At 42.4% G+C, this 20,099-nt stretch carries 20 protein-coding genes, 2 pseudogenes and 1 riboswitch; all 22 genes and pseudogenes read right to left on the bottom strand.

Annotated elements, in window-relative coordinates; translation table 11 throughout:
* Positions 1–5: 5 nt before the first annotated feature.
* On the bottom strand, positions 6–605 hold the full coding sequence (locus tag ACIFOT_RS25460) for a histidine phosphatase family protein (RefSeq protein ID WP_430069572.1): 600 nt from the start codon (positions 603–605) through the stop codon (positions 6–8).
* Positions 602–1,345: an adenosylcobinamide-GDP ribazoletransferase gene (gene cobS, locus ACIFOT_RS25465; protein WP_430069575.1), complete on the bottom strand. Its 744-nt coding sequence runs from the start codon at positions 1,343–1,345 to the stop codon at positions 602–604. Before cobS ends, ACIFOT_RS25460 begins: the two co-directional genes overlap by 4 nt.
* Positions 1,345–1,881: a bifunctional adenosylcobinamide kinase/adenosylcobinamide-phosphate guanylyltransferase gene (gene cobU / locus ACIFOT_RS25470; protein ID WP_430069579.1), complete on the bottom strand. Its 537-nt coding sequence runs from the start codon at positions 1,879–1,881 to the stop codon at positions 1,345–1,347. Before cobU ends, cobS begins: the two co-directional genes overlap by 1 nt.
* The gene (cobD, locus tag ACIFOT_RS25475; RefSeq protein ID WP_430069582.1) at positions 1,872–2,981 is read right to left on the bottom strand and encodes a threonine-phosphate decarboxylase CobD; all 1,110 of its coding nucleotides are present in this window, start codon (positions 2,979–2,981) and stop codon (positions 1,872–1,874) included. Before cobD ends, cobU begins: the two co-directional genes overlap by 10 nt.
* Complete coding sequence (gene cobO / locus ACIFOT_RS25480) at positions 2,981–3,538, bottom strand: cob(I)yrinic acid a,c-diamide adenosyltransferase (RefSeq protein ID WP_430069585.1); 558 nt, start codon at positions 3,536–3,538, stop codon at positions 2,981–2,983. Before cobO ends, cobD begins: the two co-directional genes overlap by 1 nt.
* A gap of 15 nt (positions 3,539–3,553) precedes the next feature.
* On the bottom strand, positions 3,554–4,123 hold the full coding sequence (locus ACIFOT_RS25485; RefSeq protein ID WP_289983548.1) for a nitroreductase family protein: 570 nt from the start codon (positions 4,121–4,123) through the stop codon (positions 3,554–3,556).
* 1 nt (position 4,124) lies between these two features.
* Positions 4,125–4,910, bottom strand: coding sequence for a uroporphyrinogen-III C-methyltransferase (gene cobA, locus ACIFOT_RS25490; RefSeq protein ID WP_430069588.1), 786 nt, complete (start codon positions 4,908–4,910; stop codon positions 4,125–4,127).
* Positions 4,911–4,930: 20 nt separating this feature from the next.
* Positions 4,931–6,004, bottom strand: coding sequence for a nicotinate-nucleotide--dimethylbenzimidazole phosphoribosyltransferase (cobT, locus tag ACIFOT_RS25495; RefSeq protein ID WP_430069695.1), 1,074 nt, complete (start codon positions 6,002–6,004; stop codon positions 4,931–4,933).
* Positions 5,984–7,486, bottom strand: a pseudogene (locus ACIFOT_RS25500) (cobyric acid synthase); the annotation flags it as partial. The pseudogene ACIFOT_RS25500 and the gene cobT, both read right to left, overlap by 21 nt.
* Positions 7,487–7,506: 20 nt before the next feature.
* Positions 7,507–8,706, bottom strand: a complete 1,200-nt coding sequence (locus ACIFOT_RS25505) for a CbiX/SirB N-terminal domain-containing protein (RefSeq protein WP_430069591.1) — start codon at positions 8,704–8,706, stop codon at positions 7,507–7,509.
* Between the two features lie 102 nt (positions 8,707–8,808).
* Positions 8,809–9,648 (bottom strand): methyltransferase domain-containing protein, encoded by an 840-nt coding sequence (locus tag ACIFOT_RS25510; RefSeq protein ID WP_430069594.1) that lies wholly within the window; start codon positions 9,646–9,648, stop codon positions 8,809–8,811.
* Positions 9,649–9,742: 94 nt separating this feature from the next.
* Positions 9,743–9,826 (bottom strand): annotated as a pseudogene (locus ACIFOT_RS25515) (cob(I)yrinic acid a,c-diamide adenosyltransferase); the annotation flags it as partial.
* Between the two features lie 4 nt (positions 9,827–9,830).
* Positions 9,831–10,460, bottom strand: coding sequence for a precorrin-2 dehydrogenase/sirohydrochlorin ferrochelatase family protein (locus ACIFOT_RS25520; protein WP_430069597.1), 630 nt, complete (start codon positions 10,458–10,460; stop codon positions 9,831–9,833).
* Positions 10,429–11,814 (bottom strand): cobyrinate a,c-diamide synthase, encoded by a 1,386-nt coding sequence (locus ACIFOT_RS25525; protein WP_430069600.1) that lies wholly within the window; start codon positions 11,812–11,814, stop codon positions 10,429–10,431. The genes ACIFOT_RS25520 and ACIFOT_RS25525 overlap by 32 nt, the downstream gene beginning before the upstream one ends.
* Complete coding sequence (locus tag ACIFOT_RS25530) at positions 11,811–12,947, bottom strand: cobalt-precorrin 5A hydrolase (protein ID WP_430069603.1); 1,137 nt, start codon at positions 12,945–12,947, stop codon at positions 11,811–11,813. Before ACIFOT_RS25530 ends, ACIFOT_RS25525 begins: the two co-directional genes overlap by 4 nt.
* Complete coding sequence (cobM, locus tag ACIFOT_RS25535) at positions 12,940–13,722, bottom strand: precorrin-4 C(11)-methyltransferase (protein WP_430069606.1); 783 nt, start codon at positions 13,720–13,722, stop codon at positions 12,940–12,942. The genes ACIFOT_RS25530 and cobM overlap by 8 nt, the downstream gene beginning before the upstream one ends.
* Positions 13,722–14,426 (bottom strand): precorrin-2 C(20)-methyltransferase, encoded by a 705-nt coding sequence (cobI, locus tag ACIFOT_RS25540; protein WP_430069609.1) that lies wholly within the window; start codon positions 14,424–14,426, stop codon positions 13,722–13,724. The genes cobM and cobI overlap by 1 nt, the downstream gene beginning before the upstream one ends.
* On the bottom strand, positions 14,423–15,619 hold the full coding sequence (gene cbiE / locus ACIFOT_RS25545) for a precorrin-6y C5,15-methyltransferase (decarboxylating) subunit CbiE (RefSeq protein ID WP_430069698.1): 1,197 nt from the start codon (positions 15,617–15,619) through the stop codon (positions 14,423–14,425). Before cbiE ends, cobI begins: the two co-directional genes overlap by 4 nt.
* Positions 15,594–16,730, bottom strand: coding sequence for a cobalt-precorrin-5B (C(1))-methyltransferase (locus ACIFOT_RS25550; RefSeq protein ID WP_430069613.1), 1,137 nt, complete (start codon positions 16,728–16,730; stop codon positions 15,594–15,596). The genes cbiE and ACIFOT_RS25550 overlap by 26 nt, the downstream gene beginning before the upstream one ends.
* On the bottom strand, positions 16,705–17,379 hold the full coding sequence (locus ACIFOT_RS25555) for a precorrin-8X methylmutase (protein WP_430069616.1): 675 nt from the start codon (positions 17,377–17,379) through the stop codon (positions 16,705–16,707). Before ACIFOT_RS25555 ends, ACIFOT_RS25550 begins: the two co-directional genes overlap by 26 nt.
* The gene (cobK, locus tag ACIFOT_RS25560; protein ID WP_430069619.1) at positions 17,360–18,136 is read right to left on the bottom strand and encodes a precorrin-6A reductase; all 777 of its coding nucleotides are present in this window, start codon (positions 18,134–18,136) and stop codon (positions 17,360–17,362) included. The genes ACIFOT_RS25555 and cobK overlap by 20 nt, the downstream gene beginning before the upstream one ends.
* 9 nt (positions 18,137–18,145) lie before the next feature.
* Positions 18,146–19,768 carry a precorrin-3B C(17)-methyltransferase gene (cobJ, locus tag ACIFOT_RS25565; RefSeq protein WP_430069622.1) on the bottom strand — a complete coding sequence of 541 codons (1,623 nt, stop codon included), beginning with the start codon at positions 19,766–19,768 and terminating at the stop codon, positions 18,146–18,148.
* Positions 19,769–19,910: 142 nt separating this feature from the next.
* A riboswitch (cobalamin riboswitch) is annotated at positions 19,911–20,088 on the bottom strand.
* Between the last annotated feature and the right edge of the window lie 11 nt (positions 20,089–20,099).

Genomic DNA, 20,099 nt, shown 5'->3' on the forward strand with positions numbered 1-20,099 from the left:
TATCATTAATTTGATATCGTAAACAACTTCGTCTGGTCATGCCACTCCATCACCATAGCTTTTCCATGTCCGAGTCCTTCGACGTTCCAAAATTCGTTTGAATCACCTTTGACCCATTTACTTAGAAACCATCGAATGGGCCCCCCATGACTAACGATGACAATCGTTCCAGCTGGTTTTTCAGTATTTAAAATGGTCTCCAACCAATCATCGACCCTTTCCCCCAACTGCAGCAGTGTCTCTCCATTTGGAGGACCGACCAAATAGGGATTGCGAATCCACCTCTCGAGTCTTTCTTGATCTTTCTGCCTAATTTCTTCATAGGTCTTGCAGTCAAATTCACCGAAGTGTAATTCTCTAAGGGCAATTATCGGTAATGGTATTAACTGAAATTCATTTCCAATCAACTGAGCACTTTCGACGGCCCTTATTAGATCACTAGTATAGATGGCAGAGATCGGTTGAGTTTCTGTCCTTCTTAAAATCTCGCTCAAGTCCTTTAGCTGCTTCCGTCCCTGTTGATTTAATGCTGCATCATAATGTCCTAGATAACGTCTTGCTGCATTTTCATTCGTTTCGCCGTGCCTGACTATAATGATTCTCATCCCATCAGCCTCCAAATCGCCAAGGCCAGAAATAGAGAGACACATTCGCTCCATTCTACAATGGCACCATAGCAATCCCCTGTTAGCATGTTTAATTTCCTGTAAATGTTTAAAATAAACAGTAACGTCAGAAGGCTCGTCATGAATAACAGCACAATCCCGGTTAATCCTGCTGCCCAAAAGCTAATCACCAAAATCAAAATCAGATGGATCAACATAATAGGGTACGATAAAAAGGCTGATAGACCGGATCCAAGTCCTGACTCGTTTCGATACGGCCAGAATTTGATTGCACAAATGAGCAAAAATCGAGCCATCCATGGGCTTAAAACAAGAATCGATGGCTCATGAAGTTCAACTACTTCATACACCGCGACGATTTTGCCTGCCATTAAGCAGATCGCAGCAATCACACCCATTGCACCCACGCGGCTATCCTTCATGATTTCGAGCATTTGCTCACGGCTTCGATTGCTGCCCAATCCATCCGCTAAATCCATCCAGCCATCGATATGTAAACCACCTGTGATCCATATCCAGACGAGAACAATTAAAAATGCACTGACAGGGGTTAGAAACAACTTTCCAACTCCAATCATAGCCAACCATAACAAGCCGCCAATCAACAAACCGATCAACGGAAAATAAACTGGGCTTTTTTTCCAATCTGTATTTGAAACGTCTATCTTCGGAACAGGAATGCGCGTGAGGAACATCAGAGCTGCTAAGAACGCCTTCATTATTTCAGCCTCAGTGGCAGACCGGAAAAGACGGCGTAAGCTTCATCTGCTTCAGTTGCCATTAATTGATTGATTTTTCCTAGAACATCCTGAAAAAAACGCCCCAAGGACGATAACGCGACACCGCCTAGACCTACCTCATTCGAAACGACAATCACATGCTGATGATTTTCTTGTATTCCCTTAATCCAAAGTTCCACTTCCTCTATTAAACTGGTTTTCTTGTTTTCTTCCTTCAGTTCCTGCTCTGTTAACCAGATGCAATGATTGGACAGCCACGAAGAAATACAATCAACTAAAATGACATCGTAGTCTTGATAGACGGTTTGAACGGAAGTGAGTTCGTTCGGCTCTTCTAATACGCCCCATTCACTTGGGCGCCGCTTCTTATGGCTATCAATTCTTTTTTCCATTTCTTGATCGGTTTGAACCCCGAATGCAACATAAAGGACTCTGCCTGCATGACTGAAAGCCAAGCGTTCCGCAAATTCACTCTTTCCGGAGCGAATTCCTCCAGTGACATAGGTTAAGGACATGATGGATTCCCCTCTTTGCTTACTTCAATTAAGGCTTGAATCAAGCATTGATTTTCTTCTTCTGTTCGAATCGCAATCCGAAAATCCTGATCTGTTAGCCCCGGGTACATGGCACAGGAGCGTATTAAGATTCCTTTATGACCCATGCGCCACTGTAATTCAGCCGCCGTGATGTCAGCTTTTATCCTAACTAACAGAAAATTCGCTTGTCCCGGAAAAACCTTCCACCCAATCTTCTCTTCAATGGCTAGTTTGACATAGCTCCTTTGCTCCTGAATCAGTGTAATCGTTGCTTCCTCGTATACCTTTTCGTTCAGGACCGCTTCACCAGCCAATAGGGCCATTTGGTTGACACTCCAAGTTACTTGTTTCGCCTGCAGGTTTAAAATCAGGGTTGGATCGGCCACCATGTACCCCAGCCGGAGACCAGGGATCGCATAGAACTTAGTCATCGAGCGAACCAGGATTACCTGTTTCCAACATTGCAAATCCTCAAGCAGCGTGATTCGTGTTTCGATTGGAAGAAAATCAATAAATGCCTCGTCTATGATCAAATATGTATTGGTCTTCTCTGCATGTTCTGCCATCTCGACAAGTTCTTCTTTCGAATACGTGACACCAGTGGGATTGTTGGGATGTCCAACAAATACAAGATCGGTGTTCGCTATTAATTGAAGAATTTCCGATCGATCCGGTTTAAAATCATTTTCTTCCCTGCCAAACAATGGGTTGATGCTTGCCCCATAAACTCTAGCAAGCTGTTCATATTCCGAAAAACACGGATAGATGACACCGACTGTTTCTGGCTGCAAGCCTAAAATCGCAAGGGCGATACACTCTGCTGCCCCGTTTCCAATCAAAATCATTTCTGGTGAAACGGAGTGCTTATCTGCCAGCTTTTGTTTGAGAACACGATGGGCGGGATCGGGATAATGGACGATCGACTCCAGTTGCTCCTTTATCAACTCCATTACACTAGGAGGTGGACCGAGTGGATTGATATTCGCACTGAAATCTAACAGCTGAGCAGAATCTTTACCGAACAACTGTCGGGCCGTCAGTAAATCGCCGCCATGTCCAAATTTTTCAATATAGACCATTAAAACTCAATTCCCTTCACGGCAGGAATTCCTTCGTTATAATAATGCTTAACGGGCCTCATTTCGGTTACTAAATCCGCGCAAGCGATGATTTCCTCTTTTGCTGACCGTCCGGTAATCACCAGATGCATCCCCTTAGGGCGCTGCTTAATCAACTCTAGGACTTCTGTTAACGGAAGGACATCGTCTATCGGGAATTTATCAATTGCGAGGGCATTATTTAGTTCATCTAAAATGACAACATCATAACCGCCAAACTGTACCTTTTCTTTTGTAAAAGCCCACGCTGTTTTTAGGGCTTCCCGATGTTCATCCGGTGTTTTCGTCCACGTAAAGCCGACTCCTGTCTGCACGATTTCAATCCCTAATTTTTCGAACGTAATTTTTTCCCCATATGTTCGATCAGGCGATTTGATAAATTGAATCATCAGCACCCGTTTCCCTCGTCCGGCGGCTCGGACAGCAAGTCCAAGGGCTGCAGTCGTTTTCCCTTTTCCATCACCGGTATAAACTAATGTAAGACCGCTCTTTGCTTTGTTTTCTGTTACCTCTTCCATCCGTTTCACTCCTCGTTACAGCCAGACTGTTTTTTCTTCATAGGATGTCCGGGCTGGCACCTTCGCCTTTTTTATTACTTCTGGATCGGGATAACCGATAAACAAATTTCCAATTATTTTCTTGTTTTCTGGTGAGCCAATAAACTCATACATTCGTTGGTCGCGAACAAGTCCGACGCCCCTTGTCCGCCAGACCAGACCTAATCCTAATTCTTTAGCGGCAAGCCACATCGAATGGATCGCACAGCATACGGCATATTCATTATCGGCAGATGCCTCTTCATCGCCCGGAACAATGTCAGCGGTAACGACAATATGAACCGGTGTGGTTTTTAGTACCTTTAAGGAGCTTTCGATTAAATTTGGTTTTGTTGGAAAGCGTTCCTGTAGATATTCATAGGCCAACGCTTCATAACGTTTTTTTGCTTCGCCTTTAATCACATAAAAGCCCCATGGTTCCCTCATCCGGTCATTCGGTGCCCAAGTCGCTGCTTCTAATAAAGTGTGAATCTTTTCGTCTTCGACCTCTCGAGCTGCATAATCACGGATCGCTCTTCGATTTTTGATTTCCGCTATAATCGACATCTTATTTCCCCCCTATTCCTACTTCTTGCTTTTCTTCTGCTTCTTGAAACCAGCGTAATTTCTCGCGCAGGCCGACTACATCGCCCACCAGAACAATCGCTGGATGAGTAATCCCTGCTTCAAGGGCCCGGACTTCGATATCCTTTAAACTTCCGGTCACCGTCTTTTGCTTGGCCGTCGTTCCCCATTGGATGATGGCGGCTTTCGTATTAGGGCTTTTTCCGTTTTCGATTAATTTCGAGACAATATAGGGTAAATTCCCAATTCCCATATAAAAGGCAATCGTATCGATTCCTTGAGCGAGGGCTGGCCAATTTAATTGATCCTCATCCTTTTCAGCTCTGCTATGGCCCGTGACGAACGCGAAGGAGGAAGCGAAATCGCGGTGGGTAACGGGAATTCCAGCATATGCAGGCGCTGCAATACCAGCTGTAATCCCCGGCACTATTTCATAGCGGATCCCATGGTCCGCAAGAATTTCCGCTTCTTCACCGACACGGCCGAAAATACAGGGATCGCCTCCTTTTAATCTAGTAACCGTCTTGCCCTGACTGGCTTTTTCAATTAACAGCTGGTGAATTTGATCTTGAATGATCTGATGTTTTCCTGGCTGTTTTCCGCAAAATATCAGCTCTGCCTCCGCCTTAGCATATTTCAGCAGTTCCTCATTTACTAAACGGTCATATAAAATCACATCCGCCTGCTGGATACACTCCATCCCATACACTGTAATCAGCTTAGGGTCTCCCGGTCCCGCACCAACAAGGTACACTTTTCCATTTGTCATTTTCTCGCTCCTTTCCTACATTACTCTTTTGAAATTCCAGCCGATGCAAAGGTGGCCATTTCTTTCAGCATTAAGGTCGCTGATTGTAAGATAGGAAAGGCCACTGCTGCCCCGCTTCCTTCGCCTAGCCGCAAATCTAAATCAAGTAGTGGCTTCTTGCCTAATAACTGCAGAGCAATTTCATGTCCAGGCTCGACGGAACGATGACCGACAATCATATACTCCGCTGCTGTCTCACAAATTTCCCTTGCCAAAAGAGCTGCAATCGTGCAAATAAACCCATCTACCAATATCGGAATCCGGTTTCGAGCGGCGGAGAGCATTGCACCTGTCATCCCGGCAATTTCCAAACCGCCAATTTTTGCTAAGATATCGATGGGATCCTTCCGGTCAGGGTTTCTTTCCTTTATTGCCCGTGTGATGACCTCTTGTTTATGATGAACTTTTTCTTGTGCAATCCCTGTTCCTCGGCCGACAAGAGCACCGATATCCTGTCCGCTTAAAAATGCTGCAATCGCACTGCTTGGCGTCGTATTGCCTATCCCCATTTCACCAACAATTAGGCATTTGATTCCCTTTTGAATCATCTGTTCCGCCCGTTCATAGCCAACGGCGATGGCTTGTTCGGCCTCTTCTCTTGTCATTGCATCCTGGTGGCAAAAATTGTTGGTACCATAGCGAATTTTCCGATTCACAAACCCGTCTGCCTTAATATCTGCTGCCACACCGATATCAACTACTTCAAACATGGCTCCGATTTGTTTGCTAAAGACATTGATGGCCGCACCACTGTTTAAAAAGTTCATGACCATTTGCACGGTTACTTCCTGCGGGAAAGCTGACACCCCTTCTTCGACTACGCCATGATCAGCGGCAAAAACGATCACACCGGGCGGCGACACGACCGGGAAGGCTTCAGATGTCATTTCCGACAGATGAATGGCTAATTCCTCTAATCTCCCCAAACTGCCCGGAGGTTTGGTTAAAGTATCGATATACTCACCAACTTGCTGTCCCATTTCTCTATCAAGTGGCTGGATTGCTGTAATTACGCTATTCATTGGGTGATCCCCCTTTTTTTGGTAATCCTTCATTAAATGTTCAATAACATCCAGTTTAACGTGTACCCTTACATGTTCTGCCAGCCGGTCAAACGCTTCTTCCCGTAATTGGTTAAAAGATGGGCGCTTGTGGATGGGCTCCAATCCCTTTTTGCGGCGGACCTGATTAAGCAATTCCTCACGAAATTCATCATTATGGAATATCCCATGAAAATATGTGCCAATGATGGTTTCGTCTGAAGAATGGCAGCCATCCCATTTTTCATTTGTAAAAATAAGCCCTTGGGACGCTCCTGCTGCCACGGTTTCACCCATATGAATCTCGTAACCTGTCACATGAAAGTTTTTTCCAAAAAGATGCAACGTCCCATTTGATAGGATCGTCGTCTTTTCTTTCGTAATGGTCGTTTCAATTGGGAGTAACTGAAGGCCTTCGATTGCTTGATGGAGCGACTCGATCGCTAACGGATCCTCAATTTTATCACCAAGCATTTGATAGCCGCCGCAGATCCCGAATAGAACGGTTTGTTTCTTTTTCTGTAATTCTGCTATTTTTTGAGCGATGCCGCTCTTTCTTAAAAACAGCAAATCTTCAATTGTATTCTTACTGCCGGGGAGAATGACTAAATCTGGATAGTGTAATTGATCCGCTCTCGTTATGAAACGGACATGACAATCCGGCTCAACAAAAAACGGGTCGATATCGGTGAAATTGGAGATTTTCGGATACTGAATCACCGCGATATCCAATTCTTTTTCAGTATTTTGAGTGGCTGTATATTGATTTAAAATTACGGAATCCTCGGCATCAATATTTAGATTCTCTATGTAAGGAATCACGCCGAGAACTGGTTTACCTGTATACTCCTCAAACCACGTTAATCCGGATTCAAGCAGGCGGAGATCGCCGCGGAATTTATTGATGATTACGCCAATCACTCGATTGCGGTCCTCTGGTTCCATCAGCTGAAGGGTTCCTACTAAACTAGCAAACACTCCGCCTTTTTCGATATCCCCAATTAGGATCACTGGGGCATCCGCCATTTTGGCGACCCGCATATTAACCATTTCCCGGTCATTCAGATTAATCTCGGCCGGACTGCCAGCCCCTTCAATGACAATCCGTTCATAATTTTGGGACAGGGTGGACAGTGATTGTTGAATCAGTTCCAATCCCGTTTGAAAGAATTCCCGGCGGTACCTTCCTGCTTCCATATTCTTATATGGTTTACCATGGACCACTATTTGGGATTGGTTATCCCGGTTCGGCTTTAATAGAATCGGATTCATATCGGTGGTTGCCTTAATCCCTGCGGCTTCGGCCTGAACTCCCTGTGCTCTGCCGATTTCTTTTCCATCCACTGTGATATAGGAATTTAACGCCATATTTTGTGATTTGAACGGAACCGTTTTATATCCGTCCTGGGCGAAAATCCGGCAAAAGGCGGTCACGACAACACTTTTGCCGACATCCGAATTGGTACCTTGAAACATAAGTGGAAGAGCTTTAGCCATTTTCTTTGAACTCCTTACATCTAATTATGGTGATGATGATGTTCATACCCATGTTCTTCCGCATATTTACGGAAATTTTCTAAATCTTGCATTCCAGTGGATGTACCGTTTATGGCCTGATTCATACGTTCTAACAGTACTGTTCTTAACTTTGGATGATAGCCAAAATACTGAGCTATATCAATTGTTACATGCGGGTAAGTTTCTTTAAACTGATCGGCCATTTTATTCATTCTTTCCATTAAAATTCCCGTAAATAAAAAATACGGGAGCATGATAATTTTTTTTGCGCCTAATTTTATACAGCGTTCCATCCCATCCTGCACAGTTGGCGTCGTTACCCCCATAAAGGCACTTTCAACGATAGGTACATTTAATTTCTCCCACAATAATCTGCTGATTTTATAAAAATCACCATTAGCATATGCATCGCTGCCGCCACGTCCAATTAATAAAATAGCCGTATCCTCATGTTTTTGATCTACATCAAAACCTGCTTCAGCAAGTCTTGTTTTTAAAATTTCAAAAACTTCCTCATGAACACCTATCGTTTGGCCATAAGTAAATCGAACATCTGGGAAATGCTCTTTAGCATGTTCAATCTCTGCAGGAATGTGCAGTTTTGAGTGTCCTGCATGTAATAAAATGATGGGAATTACATGGATTTCATCTGCACCTTTTTCAACACACAACTGGATCCCATCCTCAATATTTGGTGATGCAAATTCTAAAAAACATGTTTCTACTAAAAGGGCTGGATCAATGTATTCTTTCATTTGCCCGACAAATTCGCGAACTTCTATATTCCCTGCCTCCCGCCTGCTTCCATGTCCAACAAATAATACAGCTTTTTTCATCGGTCCATTACCTTTCTTGTATTTTTCAATTCCTTTTATGCGATCTCCGCTGCGTTTCCGCACACCGTGCTCCATTGAATAAATGATTGCATCTTCTTTAACTTCATCATGAACAATATCACGTGCAGTTTCTTCATGTTGAACCGAATACCATGTCCCTTTTGGGTAATCAATTACGACGCATTTATCTTTACACCGGCCGTTACATCTTGTACGCGATGTATGAATATGCTCATCTAAACGATTTTTCCGGATTTCGTCTCGAATTTGCTGCGTGACCTCCTCAGCTCCTGCTCCCATACAGGTTGCCCCATTGCAAATGAGTAAATGACGCTGCATTTGCGTTAAATTCCATGTTGTCATAAAGCGACCTCCCCTCTCCCATCATCTTGTAACCACTATGTCTATTTGTTTTATCAACAGTGCCCCCAATTAAAGCCCCTTTTAGTAATGTCAAAACGAAACTTAGTCATGTAACTTTACAGGCTCCCAACTAATGATTGCAGCATAGAATGGGTAACGGTATACATACTGGCCATCCTCCATTGCTATAAAGCGTGCGAGTGATGCTTTCACATGTGCCATATCAAACCGAGGTGATAAGATTTTTTTGCTCTGTGCTTCATATAATTGCTGCAATGTATCATAACGATACTCACGCTCTAGCTTAAGCATTTCACAATTTGCATAAATCCCTAACTGATACAGCATATTGACGATGGTAATATAATCACGGCGAGGATGTTTAATGTCATAGCCAAACTGCTCATCTAAAATAACGTAATGCGGTTGAATAGGTCCTGTTGTTAAACCAATGATGGCGCGCTTTTTGGCAAGACAGTTCATTTTTTTCAGCGCCGCATTCATTTCATACATACGATAAAAGCAGTTCACCCCAATAACAAAATCATGCTGCTCAATTTGCGCTTCTTCCCATTTACTATGAACGAACTGAACATTTGTATCGTTTTCAAAGTATTGTTTTAAATAAGCAAGCACACTTTCAGAACCATCCACTAAAGTTAAACCTTTGACATCTTGATGGAGTTGGAAGGTGTAGTTGCCCCATCCCGGCCCAATTTCAATACAAGTTGAATTTTGAGGGATATGTTGTTTCATTTTTTCGTAAATTTTTTTTGCATAGTTATCTGTTTGCTTGTATGTTTTTTTCTTCATGGACTGAGCCCAATAGGCTTCTTCCAGTACATCATCGATCATTCTTTCTGGCATCTTGCCATGCCAGTCTAACATGCCTTCTTTCCACAGCTTTTCAAAATCAAATTGTAAAGGGGAACCTTTTATCATTGAATTTTCTCCTCAATCTCGACAACATAAATGGACAATCCTTCTCTGGTGAATTGGGTGCCAGTTTGTGATTTAAACATGGCGTCCTGGGTGCTTAAAACTCAAGCCCCTTCATCGCTTTGACATTCTGATCAACATAATAATGTTTTGTGGCATCAATCGTTGACACTAAATCAGCATTCTCACCGATTTTCTCCTATACGCTGCTGCAGCCACGCTTCACATTTTTGTTTTTCACCTTGCTCCATCCATTGTAATAACTGTGGATCCAGGAGCTCTGCTAATAGCTGTTTTTTCGCATCCCCCGAAAACAATTGTAAAATTCGCTGACGCGCTTCCTTTAAAAATGAAACATACTGCGCGTAATGTACTCCAAATTGCTCTTCTAAATCCGTCTTTACTTGGCGTGTCAGGCCTGGACTTGCTCCGGAGGTCGATACAGTCAATACGAAATCACCACGGCGAACGACTGCTGGATTGATGAAATCAACACGTCCTTTTGCATCCGCACGGCTGAGTAATTGCCAATGCTGTGCCGCTTCTTCCACTGCATTATTTACCTCTTCGTCATTTGTAACGGCGAAAATCAGTGCTGCATCATCTAAATCAGCAGGTACAAATGCTTTTTCTTTCCATGTCACAAACCCTTCATTGATGTATTGCTGCAATTTTTCGGTTACAGCTGGGCTTATAACTGTTACTAGTGCCTTTGTTGGCAGCAGCGCTTCTACCTTTTGACGAGCTACATGTCCGCCCCCAACAATAACAACCTTTTTATAGTCAATATTCATTAATAGTGGGAAATAATTCATTGTTTACCTCCAAACATGCTGTCAGCCAATTTTTCACAAGCTGTGGATTCGAAGCAAAATGAAAGTGTGTATAGCCAGCAACTATATTTTTATGTAGATACCCTTCCTGCTGAGCACGAAAACGGCCTTTACTAAAATAAGCTGGTGATGTATGCTCCCCTTCATACGTTGAGTAATGGAACTCATGCCCTTTTGCCTGCTCCTCTGCATTGATTAGAAAGTTGCCTGGAACACCCGTAATTTCCCTGTATCCAAGTGCCGCTAATTTATCTTGCATCCGCACACGTCCTGGAATGATCCCGAGCATCGGGAATACCTGTCCTTGACGATTCACAATTTCCTCTGTTAAATACATAAAACCGCCGCATTCCGCTAATGTTGGCACCCCTCGCTCAAGCGCGGCTCTTATTGATTGCTTCGTTTCCTCATTTTTCGCCAAGATTTTTGCAAACTCTTCCGGGAAACCACCGCCGATATAAAGCCCCTGCGCATTTTCTGGAACTTCCTCATTTTGTAAAGGAGAGAAGTAATGCAATGTGGCACCATATGTACGGAGTAATTCAAGATTTTCTTCATAATAGAAGTTAAAGGCGGCATCCTTTGCAACTGCAATATGTACTTCGTGTCTTTGCGGCTGTACATCGAAGATAGATTCAGAAACCTCTAATGATTGTGTTTTTGTAATTTCCAGCAGTTGCTCAACATCCACTGTTTCTTCGATTGCTTCTGCAAGACTATCAAAATATGAATCTAAATCACCACGTTCTATGGCTGGTACTAAACCTAGATGACGGCTTGGCATCATTGGTACAGCTCCTTTCGGCAAATAACCAATGACGGGAATTCTACATTCTTGTTCAATTGCAGCTTTGACAATTTCAAAATGACTTTTACTTCCTAATTGATTGGCAATAATACCAACAATATTGGAGGTTTCATCTAACATTTGAAATCCTTTGACAATCGCAGCCGCACTTCTTGCCATACTTGCTGCATTGACAATTAAAATGACGGGACTTTTTGTAATCTCACTAATATGAGCAGCAGATCCTTCATTTGATAATGGGGATTTGCCATCATAAAAGCCCATCACTCCTTCAATAATAGCTGCATCTGCATCTTGGCTCGCTCTTTCGACAATTGCACGGACTGTATCATGGGACATCATGAAACTATCAATATTACGAGAAGGGCGTTTTGTGACTGCTGTATGATACGTTGGGTCAATATAGTCCGGGCCGCATTTAAAGCCCTGGACTGTTAATCCACGCTTCATAAGCGTACGCATGATGCCGATTGTGAATGTTGTTTTTCCAACACCGCTTCCTGTGCCGGCTAGAACAAATCGATTCATCGTACTTCCTCCTCAAAATTGACGCGTGCAATCGATATAGTCACATTTCCGCTTTTCTTTTTCTCCAGCAGTAACTCTTTCGCATTCGCATAATGCATTGCGGCCGGCTCACTGACCCCATATGCACCTGTATATTTAAAGACTGTTTCTGATGGGTTTTGCATCGGTATTTCATTTAGCTGGTCAGGTGTGTAAGTTACAAATGGCCAGTTATGTTTAGCAGTTAATTCAAGCAGGCCTGTTTCGTTTTTCTTTAAGTCGATGGTCGCAACTGCTTTGACACTTTTTTTACTTAAACACAGCTCAGCTAATGTTTCATCTATGACTTGTTCAATTTCTGCCATTGCCGTACCACGATTACAGCCAATGCCAAGTACAATTGATTTTGGACGATACACAACTCCGTTCTCGAGCAGCACCTTTTCATGTGCCTCAATTAAACGATCTGTAATAAGCAGTGCCGCTTGTGGCTTTGCCATGATCGCTTCATCTATCGTTGGATAAATTTTTAAATTGTCAGGCATTGAGCGATCGTACATCCACCAATTTTTTTCACCCGTTTCCTGCACGATCGCAACATGCTCTTCATTGACAACCGATGCACTAACAGGTGTTAATTTTTCTTCACTATCCCACATCCACCCAAATTGTGCGCCAAATAAATCCACAGGGATCGTTTTTTGAACATCTGAAGCTGTTGTTACAACTGGTGCAGCATCAATCGCTTTAGCAAATTCATGGGTTAAGGCATTGGCACCGCCAATATGCCCCGATAATACGCTGACAACATACTGACCTTTATCATCCACTACTAACACTGCAGGATCTTTCTTTTTATCAATTAAAAGCGGAGCAATCATTCGAACAACAGCACCAAGGGAAATGATACAAATGATCCCTTTATACTGCTGGAACAAAGCGGGCAATAATAGGCGGACCGTACCATCAAATAACTGAATTTGGCGCGTTTCTTCGTCACCCTGCTCGAATTTCTTCATATAGTAAAGGTCCACATACGGAAATTTTTCCGCGTAGCTTCTTGCATGTTCCACCCCATGTTTCGTTATGGCAACAAGGGCATATGGTTTGCGCTTTACAATAACAGGAATTTCACCTTCACGTAAACTAATCATTTGCCTTCACACCTTTGCGGAAGCCATGAGTAAAGGTTTTATCGTAGAGCTTCGAACGATAATTTTTTTCATGGATATGCGGGTCTAACGCCCAGCCTGCTAGAATCATCGCATGCTTGCGAATGCCATTGACACGCATTGCTTCATCTAATTCTGCCAGTGTTGTCCGCACAATTTTTTGGTCAGGCCAAGAAGCACGCTGCACAACAGCAACTGGTGTTTCGTCTGCCCAGCCTGCTGCCTGCAATTCTTTGGTAATTTTCTTGGTTAAAGTCGCACTTAAAAACATGGCTATTGTACAGTGATGGCTAGCCAGTGCCTTTAATTTTTCAAGCTCTGGCACAGGTGTACGCCCTTCAGCACGCGTTAAAATGAGCGTTTGAGTTAAATCAGGAATCGTCAACTCTGCACCAACGGCTGCTGCAGATGCAAAAACAGAACTTACACCTGGAACAACTTCATAGCTAATATCATGCTGCTTCAGCAGTGCCACTTGCTCCATCGTTGCACCGTACATCGCCGGGTCGCCTGTATGTAAACGTACAACCTTTTTGCCTGCATTGACACGCTCGACAATACAATCCACCATTTCCTGAAGATGCATCCCTGCTGTGCGGATAATTTCTGCCGACTCCTTCGCTTCCGCTACTAACGTTTCGCTTACGAGTGAATCAGTATACATCACAACATCTGCTTCTTTTAATAGCTTTATACCTTTCACCGTGATTAAATCCGGATCTCCCGGACCTGCTCCGATAATCCAAATTTTCTTCATTATTTGCGCACCACCATACATGACAAGTAATTTAATTCTGCACCCCGTAGTTCATTGATCTTCCAAATTACCTCTTCATCAGATGTAACTTTTGTAACGACATGTGTTTTTTCTAATAAATTCATTTCCTTCAGTAGATCGAGCATTGCGTCTATAACTTTTGCTACTTTGATAAAGACGATCGCATCGTGGTTTTCAATTACTCGGCGCATTTCTTCCATATCCTCCGTAGCAGGAATCATGGCGACATGGTCATCACCATCAGCCAATGCAATCCCTAAGCGATTAACAGAACCATTAAAAGACGAAATGCCAGCTACCGTTTCAATTGGAACATCAGGGTACATTGATTTCATTAAGTTCATTAAATGTATAAATGTGCTAAACAGCATCGGATCCCCTTCAGTCACAAAAGCTACATCTTTTCCTTGACTTAAATAGCTATAAATAGATTCCACAGATTTTGTCCACTCAGTACGCAGAGTATCTTCATCTTTTGTCATGGGGAATACCAAACCGAGCATCTCTTTTTCTGCCGGGTTAATATAAACTTCAACAATACGATGGGCATAAGATTTACTGCCCTTTAATTTTTTGGGATAAGCAATGACCGGGCTTTCCTGCAATCTGCGAAATGCTTTTACTGTGATTAATTCTGGATCTCCTGGCCCAACACCTAATCCAAATAAGGTTCCTATTCTCATAATTCTTTTCCTTTCTTTGCTGTCACTATATAGATTGGATTTAACGGTTCAAAACGTGTTAAATTTAAGATTGGCTTACTTTTTGAAATTTGTGCCTGTAATATCGATACTTCACAGCCTAATATTTTTAGATGCTGCAGCGCTTCTGCCAGATTTTCGATCGTTGCAATATTCATAACAAGGCGTCCCTTTGGCTGTAAGCGTGAAATACATGTTTGCAATAAATGCTCCATATTTCCACCGTTACCGCCAATAAAAATCGCATGTGGATCTGGAAATTCATCTAGACGGTCAGGTGCCTTCCCAAGCACTGCAACAAAATCTGTACGATGTTTTAATTGATTTTCCAGGCAGTTTTCAAGGTCACCAACATTTTTTTCAATGGCATACACGGCACCTTCCCGAGCCATTTTCGCTGCTTCAATCGCAACAGATCCTGTGCAGGTTCCTATATCCCAAACAATGCTATTTTCCTTAAGTCCTAACTCCTGTAGACAAAGAGTCCGAATTTCTCTTTTAGTAATCAATCCTTTATCTGGCTTTCGCTGAAGAAATGCATCATCCGGAATTCCAAGAGAAGACCGTTCCACTACCTCACGCTGTTTTAAAATCACAACATTCAATGGAAAAAAGGAGGATTGCTCCATTTCGTCCAATGTGAAACAGCGGCAGCGCTCGTTTTCACCTTGTAGATTTTCAGCAACGAAGGCATCATATTCTGTCATGCCAAAACGCTTTAAATACGTTGCAATTGCCTGCGGAGAATTCGTTTCATCTGTTAAAACAGCAATTTTTTTACGTCCATCAATTCTTTGTGCAAACCCTTTAATGGAACGACCATGTAAGCTGACAATATACGCATCCTGCCAGCTTTCCTGCATTTTAGAAAAAGCGAGCTGTACCGAGCTGGTATAAGGAAAAATTGTTAATGGAAGCTTCTTCGCAAGTACACCGCCAAGTCCATAAAATAGCGGATCGCCGGACACTAAAATAACGACATTCCGTGTTTCTTGCTGTAATTCAGCTGTTAATGCTGACAAACCGCCTTTGATTACTTTTTTCTCTTTATTAAATTCCGGGAAAAATTGCAAATGACGCTCCCCGCCTACAAGTACATCACATTCATTGATCCACTCAGCATATTGGGGGAGCAATCCTTCCGCGCCATTATCCCCTATACCAATCATCTTCATCCAATTTGTCAATATTCTCAGCCTTTCCTAAACAGTCTCCATTCATGGCATACAAGGTTGTCGACACTTTGATGTCAGTATTCATATGATTCAAAGCATAGTAGCAGCAGTTTTTGCAAAGCGCTGCAAAGAATGCCTCGTTTCCCTGAAGCATATCTCCAACCTGTGAAGCTGTATTCGCCTGTAAAATTTCTCGCTGCGTCTCCCCATCAACACCTGCTTTATTGGCAATACCTGCTAAAAACTCAAAGCTAATAGGTGCACTTTTTGAGTGAACCATCATAACGCCTTGGGCAACTTTTGAGAACTTCCCCATCATCCCTACTAACGAGACTCTCGGAATCTTCTTCCGTGCAATATTTTTTAAAGTAAAACCAACAAAATCGCCCATTTCTATAAATGCTTCTTCTGGTAAATGAGGATATTGCTGCATTGCATATTTTTCACTGCGCCCACCCGTTGTAATGACTAAATGCTCACATCCTGATTCTTTTGCTACATTAATCGCTTGTACGATACTTGCCATATAAGCAGAACTTGAAAATGGAACCACTGTTCCCCGTGTCCCTAATATCGAAATTCCGCCGATAATGCCTAAACGCCCATTCAATGTTTTTTCAGCAATTTCTTCACCATCTGGTACTGAAATGATTACTTCAATTCCGCTATCCAATTTAAAGTTTTCAATTGCTTCTTGTACAACCCCATATATCATTTTACGTGGTACGGGGTTTATCGCTGCTTGACCAACTGGTACAGGTAGTCCCGCTTTTGTCACTCGCCCTACACCAACCCCGCCATCTAAATGAATGCCTTTCTCTTTTGAATAACGAACGGTACTCTGAATTCTTGCTTGATGCGTAGCATCAGGATCGTCCCCGGCATCTTTGATCGTTTCGCACATTACCCTGTCTTCTGACACTTGAAATGCGGATACTTTAAATGTTGCATACTGGCCAGCCGGTAAATAAATCGTGACTTCATCTGGTACCTTTCCTACGACAAGAGCTTGCAATGCTGCCTTTGTCATCGCTGTTGCACAAGCTCCTGTCGTATAGCCGTGGCGCATTTGTGAAGGGTCTTTTTTATTTCGTTTCTTTTGCTCGTTCATCCGCCATAATCGAAATGGCATTAAGTGCAGCGACTGTCACTGTACTGCCACCCTTTCTCCCTGCGTTCGTAATAAATGGAATTCCTTCCAGCAATGCTAACTCCTCTTTCGACTCTGCTGCTGATACGAAGCCAACTGGCATTCCAATAATTAAATCCGGTTTTGCCTCACCTTCTTTAATTAAACGAATTAACTCCAGCAGCGCGGTTGGCGCATTCCCAATGGCATAAATTCCTCCTTCTTGTAAACGCGTTGCTTTTTGCATGGAAATAATAGCCCGTGTTGTTCCTTGAGACTTTGCTTCCTTTGAGACATCTTCATCTGCAATATAACAATGCAAGTCACCGCCATGCTTTTGGAATCGCTTGCGGCCAGAACCACTTTCAATCATTTGTACATCCGCCACTACATGACGGCCCGCTAAAATGGATTGAATCCCTGCCTCAATGGCATCAGGCGTAAAAATCATGCTGCGGCCTAATTCAAAATCTGCTGAAGCGTGAATCACCCGCCGAACAACTAACCATTGCTCATCTGTAAATGAATGTTCGCCCATCTCTTCTTTGATAATGGCGAAACTGTGATCATAAATCTTGTCTGGATCGACCGTTACAGGAATAAATTTTGTATTAAAGTTCATGTTTGCCATGAATAAAACCTCCCAATAGTAGAGTTACTTCTTCGAAAGAAGTACAAAAATTTTCATATTCAATCGCTGGCCGCTTTATTAAAATGACAGGAATCCCTAATTGCAGAGCAGCTGTCATTTTTTCATCTACAGATCCCACTTTGCCGCTTTCTTTTGTAATCATTAGAGTCACATTATATTGCTCACATAGTGCTTTATTTAATGATTCCGAAAATGGACCCTGCATCGCAATTATGTCCTTTTGTTTAATGCCTAACGTATGGCACTTTTCCATGTTCCCTATATTTGGAAGCATTCTACAAATAAGCCGAATTTCATCGCGCATTAAATATTTCGTAAATATTTCCAACGTTTTGCTGCCTGTTGTCAGCATAATCGTTCCTTTATGAGATTGAGCTAATTTAGCTGCTTCTTCATAACTTTCAACTTCTGTAATTAGTGGAGAAATAAACTGTTCTTCTGGCCTTTCATAACGAATATAGGGAATATCAAATGCTTGTGCTGCTGCCATTGCGGTTTTCGACGCTTCTTCCGCATATGGATGGCTGGCATCGATGACACAGGACATCTTTTGCTTCTGAATAAGCGCCAGCATGTCATCAACTGATAACCGCCCTACTTGATAAGGAATATGGTGGGCATTTAAACTTTCGGCTGCAGATTCTGTGACAACTGTTGCTAATAAAGGATAGCCTTGATTTTGCAATTGAATGGCTAATGCTCTCGCATCACTTGTGCCTGCTAAAAATAAAATCATGTGTTCCTCCTAATCTCCACATGGTGCCGGCTCGACTTCAATTTTGGAGCTCATATCCTGATAGTTAAAATACTGTATTTTTTTCACTCTTTTAAAATATTTAAAAAGGCGTTCATTTGGATGGCCATTTTGTTTGTACTCTTCTATAATTCTTGTTAATAACGGCAGCAGCTCATCTGGTTCAATCCCTTCTGCTACTGGCTGAGCAGCATGAGCTGTACGGCCAACCGGCTTTGCGCCAATAAATAAATCAAATCTTTTCTTGCGGTAAACGATCCCGATATCATCGAATACTGCCCGATAACAAGCCATACCGCAGCCGTTGAAACCAATATGTAATTCTTTTGGAAGCTTTAAGCCCCCCAATTTTGCTGCTATTTCTTCTGCATATGGGATCGATTCTGCTTTTTCACCGCAGCAAAAATCACAAGCTTTTACATTTAAAACATCGCCCACAGGCATGACAATTAAATCATTTTGTTTAAGTCTTTTAACAATCGATTCAGGCTGATCTGTTGGAATCTTTAATAAAAACCGATGATCCGGTGTATATTCCATGGTGCCTGTCTCGCCAATAGTTTCTGCCAATACGCGCATTTGGTCTGGCTTAATAAATTTATTGGCAACTCCAGGTGAAACAGCAAATTCAAATATATCTTCGACTGCTTGTTGTACTAACAATGGATTTACTATTTCAGTTTTTGTCACCATAGATAAAGCCTTTAAAGCCAAATCTAATGAGCTAACTTCTTGTTTTTTCCGTTCAATTTGCTCATAACCAGCTTGCGCTTCCCCTGTTTCTTGATTTAATGCCCATGGTTCGGCTTCCTTTTTCAAACGCTGATGCGGTTTTAAGCTTTGTTTTTCTTCACCTAACGTATATTTACGCTGATAACCTCGAGGGGTAATGATTTTATTGTCATAAAAGAAAGTAGAAGAATTCCCGATAATAACCGTTGTCAGCATTCCAATATCATGTTCAAGCATTTCAGACAGTGTTGTCAGCACTACATTTTGATTTTCACGATAAGCACTTTTCACAAGTCCCACTGGTGTTTCAGGTGAACGATATTTTAATAGAATATTTTGCGCCTCTACAATTTGGCGTGTCCGTCTACCGCTTTTCGGATTATATAAAGCTATAACGAAGTCCGCCATCGCAGCTGCTTCAATGCGCTTTTCTATTACAGTCCAAGGCGTCAAATGATCACTTAGGCTGATCGTGCAGGAATCATGCATGACTGGCGCACCCAATACACTCGCACAAGAATTAATGGCTGAAATACCTGGAACAATTTCTACCGCAATTCCTTCTTTTTCAGTCCAGCCCTTTTCAATCAGCACTTCATACACTAATCCAGCCATACCATAAACGCCTGAATCTCCGCTGGAAATGACTGAGACAATATTGCCAGCTTCAGCTTTCTTTACTGCACCCTGTGCACGTGACACTTCTTCTGTCATACCCGTACTGACAATGGATTTTGCTGTTAAGAAAGGTTCAATTAGCTCCACGTATGTTTTATATCCAATAATACAATCACTTTGCTGCAAGGCATCTACAGCACGTTTTGTAATGTGCTCACGATCACCTGGACCAAAGCCAACAACAAAAATTTTCCCCTTTTTCATAGGTTTACCTCCAAATAAAAAATGCCTGCACTCCTTTTAAAAGGAATACAGGCATGATGTGAAATAGCAGTATAAATTAAGCATACTGAAACACAAAAACAATAATTATAATTGTCCCGCCTATACTTCTCCCTCCGAAAAGCAAGTGTCGTTTAAATAAGCAGGTTTCCTGACTTAAGCTTCTTTTTACTCTTACACCTTCCCGATTTCTCAGTGGCATTGTAATTTCATCAGCTCTTACAGTAGCGGGGGCTGTACTAGACTTTCACTAGTTTCCCTTTTACCTCACAAATGTGAGCACTTATTTAAAGTATTTATTAAATTTTTTATA

The organism is Neobacillus sp. NRS-1170 (assembly GCF_050468025.1).

What these genes read in the sequence shown, in the direction of transcription:
- ACIFOT_RS25460 (WP_430069572.1), bottom strand. Translation starts at nt 605, where the DNA reads ATGAGAATCATTATAGTCAGGCACGGCGAAACGAATGAAAATGCAGCA.
- cobS (WP_430069575.1), bottom strand. Translation starts at nt 1,345, where the DNA reads ATGAAGGCGTTCTTAGCAGCTCTGATGTTCCTCACGCGCATTCCTGTT.
- cobU (WP_430069579.1), bottom strand. Translation starts at nt 1,881, where the DNA reads ATGTCCTTAACCTATGTCACTGGAGGAATTCGCTCCGGAAAGAGTGAA.
- cobD (WP_430069582.1), bottom strand. Translation starts at nt 2,981, where the DNA reads ATGGTCTATATTGAAAAATTTGGACATGGCGGCGATTTACTGACGGCC.
- cobO (WP_430069585.1), bottom strand. Translation starts at nt 3,538, where the DNA reads ATGGAAGAGGTAACAGAAAACAAAGCAAAGAGCGGTCTTACATTAGTT.
- ACIFOT_RS25485 (WP_289983548.1), bottom strand. Translation starts at nt 4,123, where the DNA reads ATGTCGATTATAGCGGAAATCAAAAATCGAAGAGCGATCCGTGATTAT.
- cobA (WP_430069588.1), bottom strand. Translation starts at nt 4,910, where the DNA reads ATGACAAATGGAAAAGTGTACCTTGTTGGTGCGGGACCGGGAGACCCT.
- cobT (WP_430069695.1), bottom strand. Translation starts at nt 6,004, where the DNA reads ATGAAGGATTACCAAAAAAAGGGGGATCACCCAATGAATAGCGTAATT.
- ACIFOT_RS25505 (WP_430069591.1), bottom strand. Translation starts at nt 8,706, where the DNA reads ATGACAACATGGAATTTAACGCAAATGCAGCGTCATTTACTCATTTGC.
- ACIFOT_RS25510 (WP_430069594.1), bottom strand. Translation starts at nt 9,648, where the DNA reads ATGATAAAAGGTTCCCCTTTACAATTTGATTTTGAAAAGCTGTGGAAA.
- ACIFOT_RS25520 (WP_430069597.1), bottom strand. Translation starts at nt 10,460, where the DNA reads ATGAATTATTTCCCACTATTAATGAATATTGACTATAAAAAGGTTGTT.
- ACIFOT_RS25525 (WP_430069600.1), bottom strand. Translation starts at nt 11,814, where the DNA reads ATGAATCGATTTGTTCTAGCCGGCACAGGAAGCGGTGTTGGAAAAACA.
- ACIFOT_RS25530 (WP_430069603.1), bottom strand. Translation starts at nt 12,947, where the DNA reads ATGATTAGTTTACGTGAAGGTGAAATTCCTGTTATTGTAAAGCGCAAA.
- cobM (WP_430069606.1), bottom strand. Translation starts at nt 13,722, where the DNA reads ATGAAGAAAATTTGGATTATCGGAGCAGGTCCGGGAGATCCGGATTTA.
- cobI (WP_430069609.1), bottom strand. Translation starts at nt 14,426, where the DNA reads ATGAGAATAGGAACCTTATTTGGATTAGGTGTTGGGCCAGGAGATCCA.
- cbiE (WP_430069698.1), bottom strand. Translation starts at nt 15,619, where the DNA reads ATGAAGATGATTGGTATAGGGGATAATGGCGCGGAAGGATTGCTCCCC.
- ACIFOT_RS25550 (WP_430069613.1), bottom strand. Translation starts at nt 16,730, where the DNA reads ATGAACGAGCAAAAGAAACGAAATAAAAAAGACCCTTCACAAATGCGC.
- ACIFOT_RS25555 (WP_430069616.1), bottom strand. Translation starts at nt 17,379, where the DNA reads ATGGCAAACATGAACTTTAATACAAAATTTATTCCTGTAACGGTCGAT.
- cobK (WP_430069619.1), bottom strand. Translation starts at nt 18,136, where the DNA reads ATGATTTTATTTTTAGCAGGCACAAGTGATGCGAGAGCATTAGCCATT.
- cobJ (WP_430069622.1), bottom strand. Translation starts at nt 19,768, where the DNA reads ATGAAAAAGGGGAAAATTTTTGTTGTTGGCTTTGGTCCAGGTGATCGT.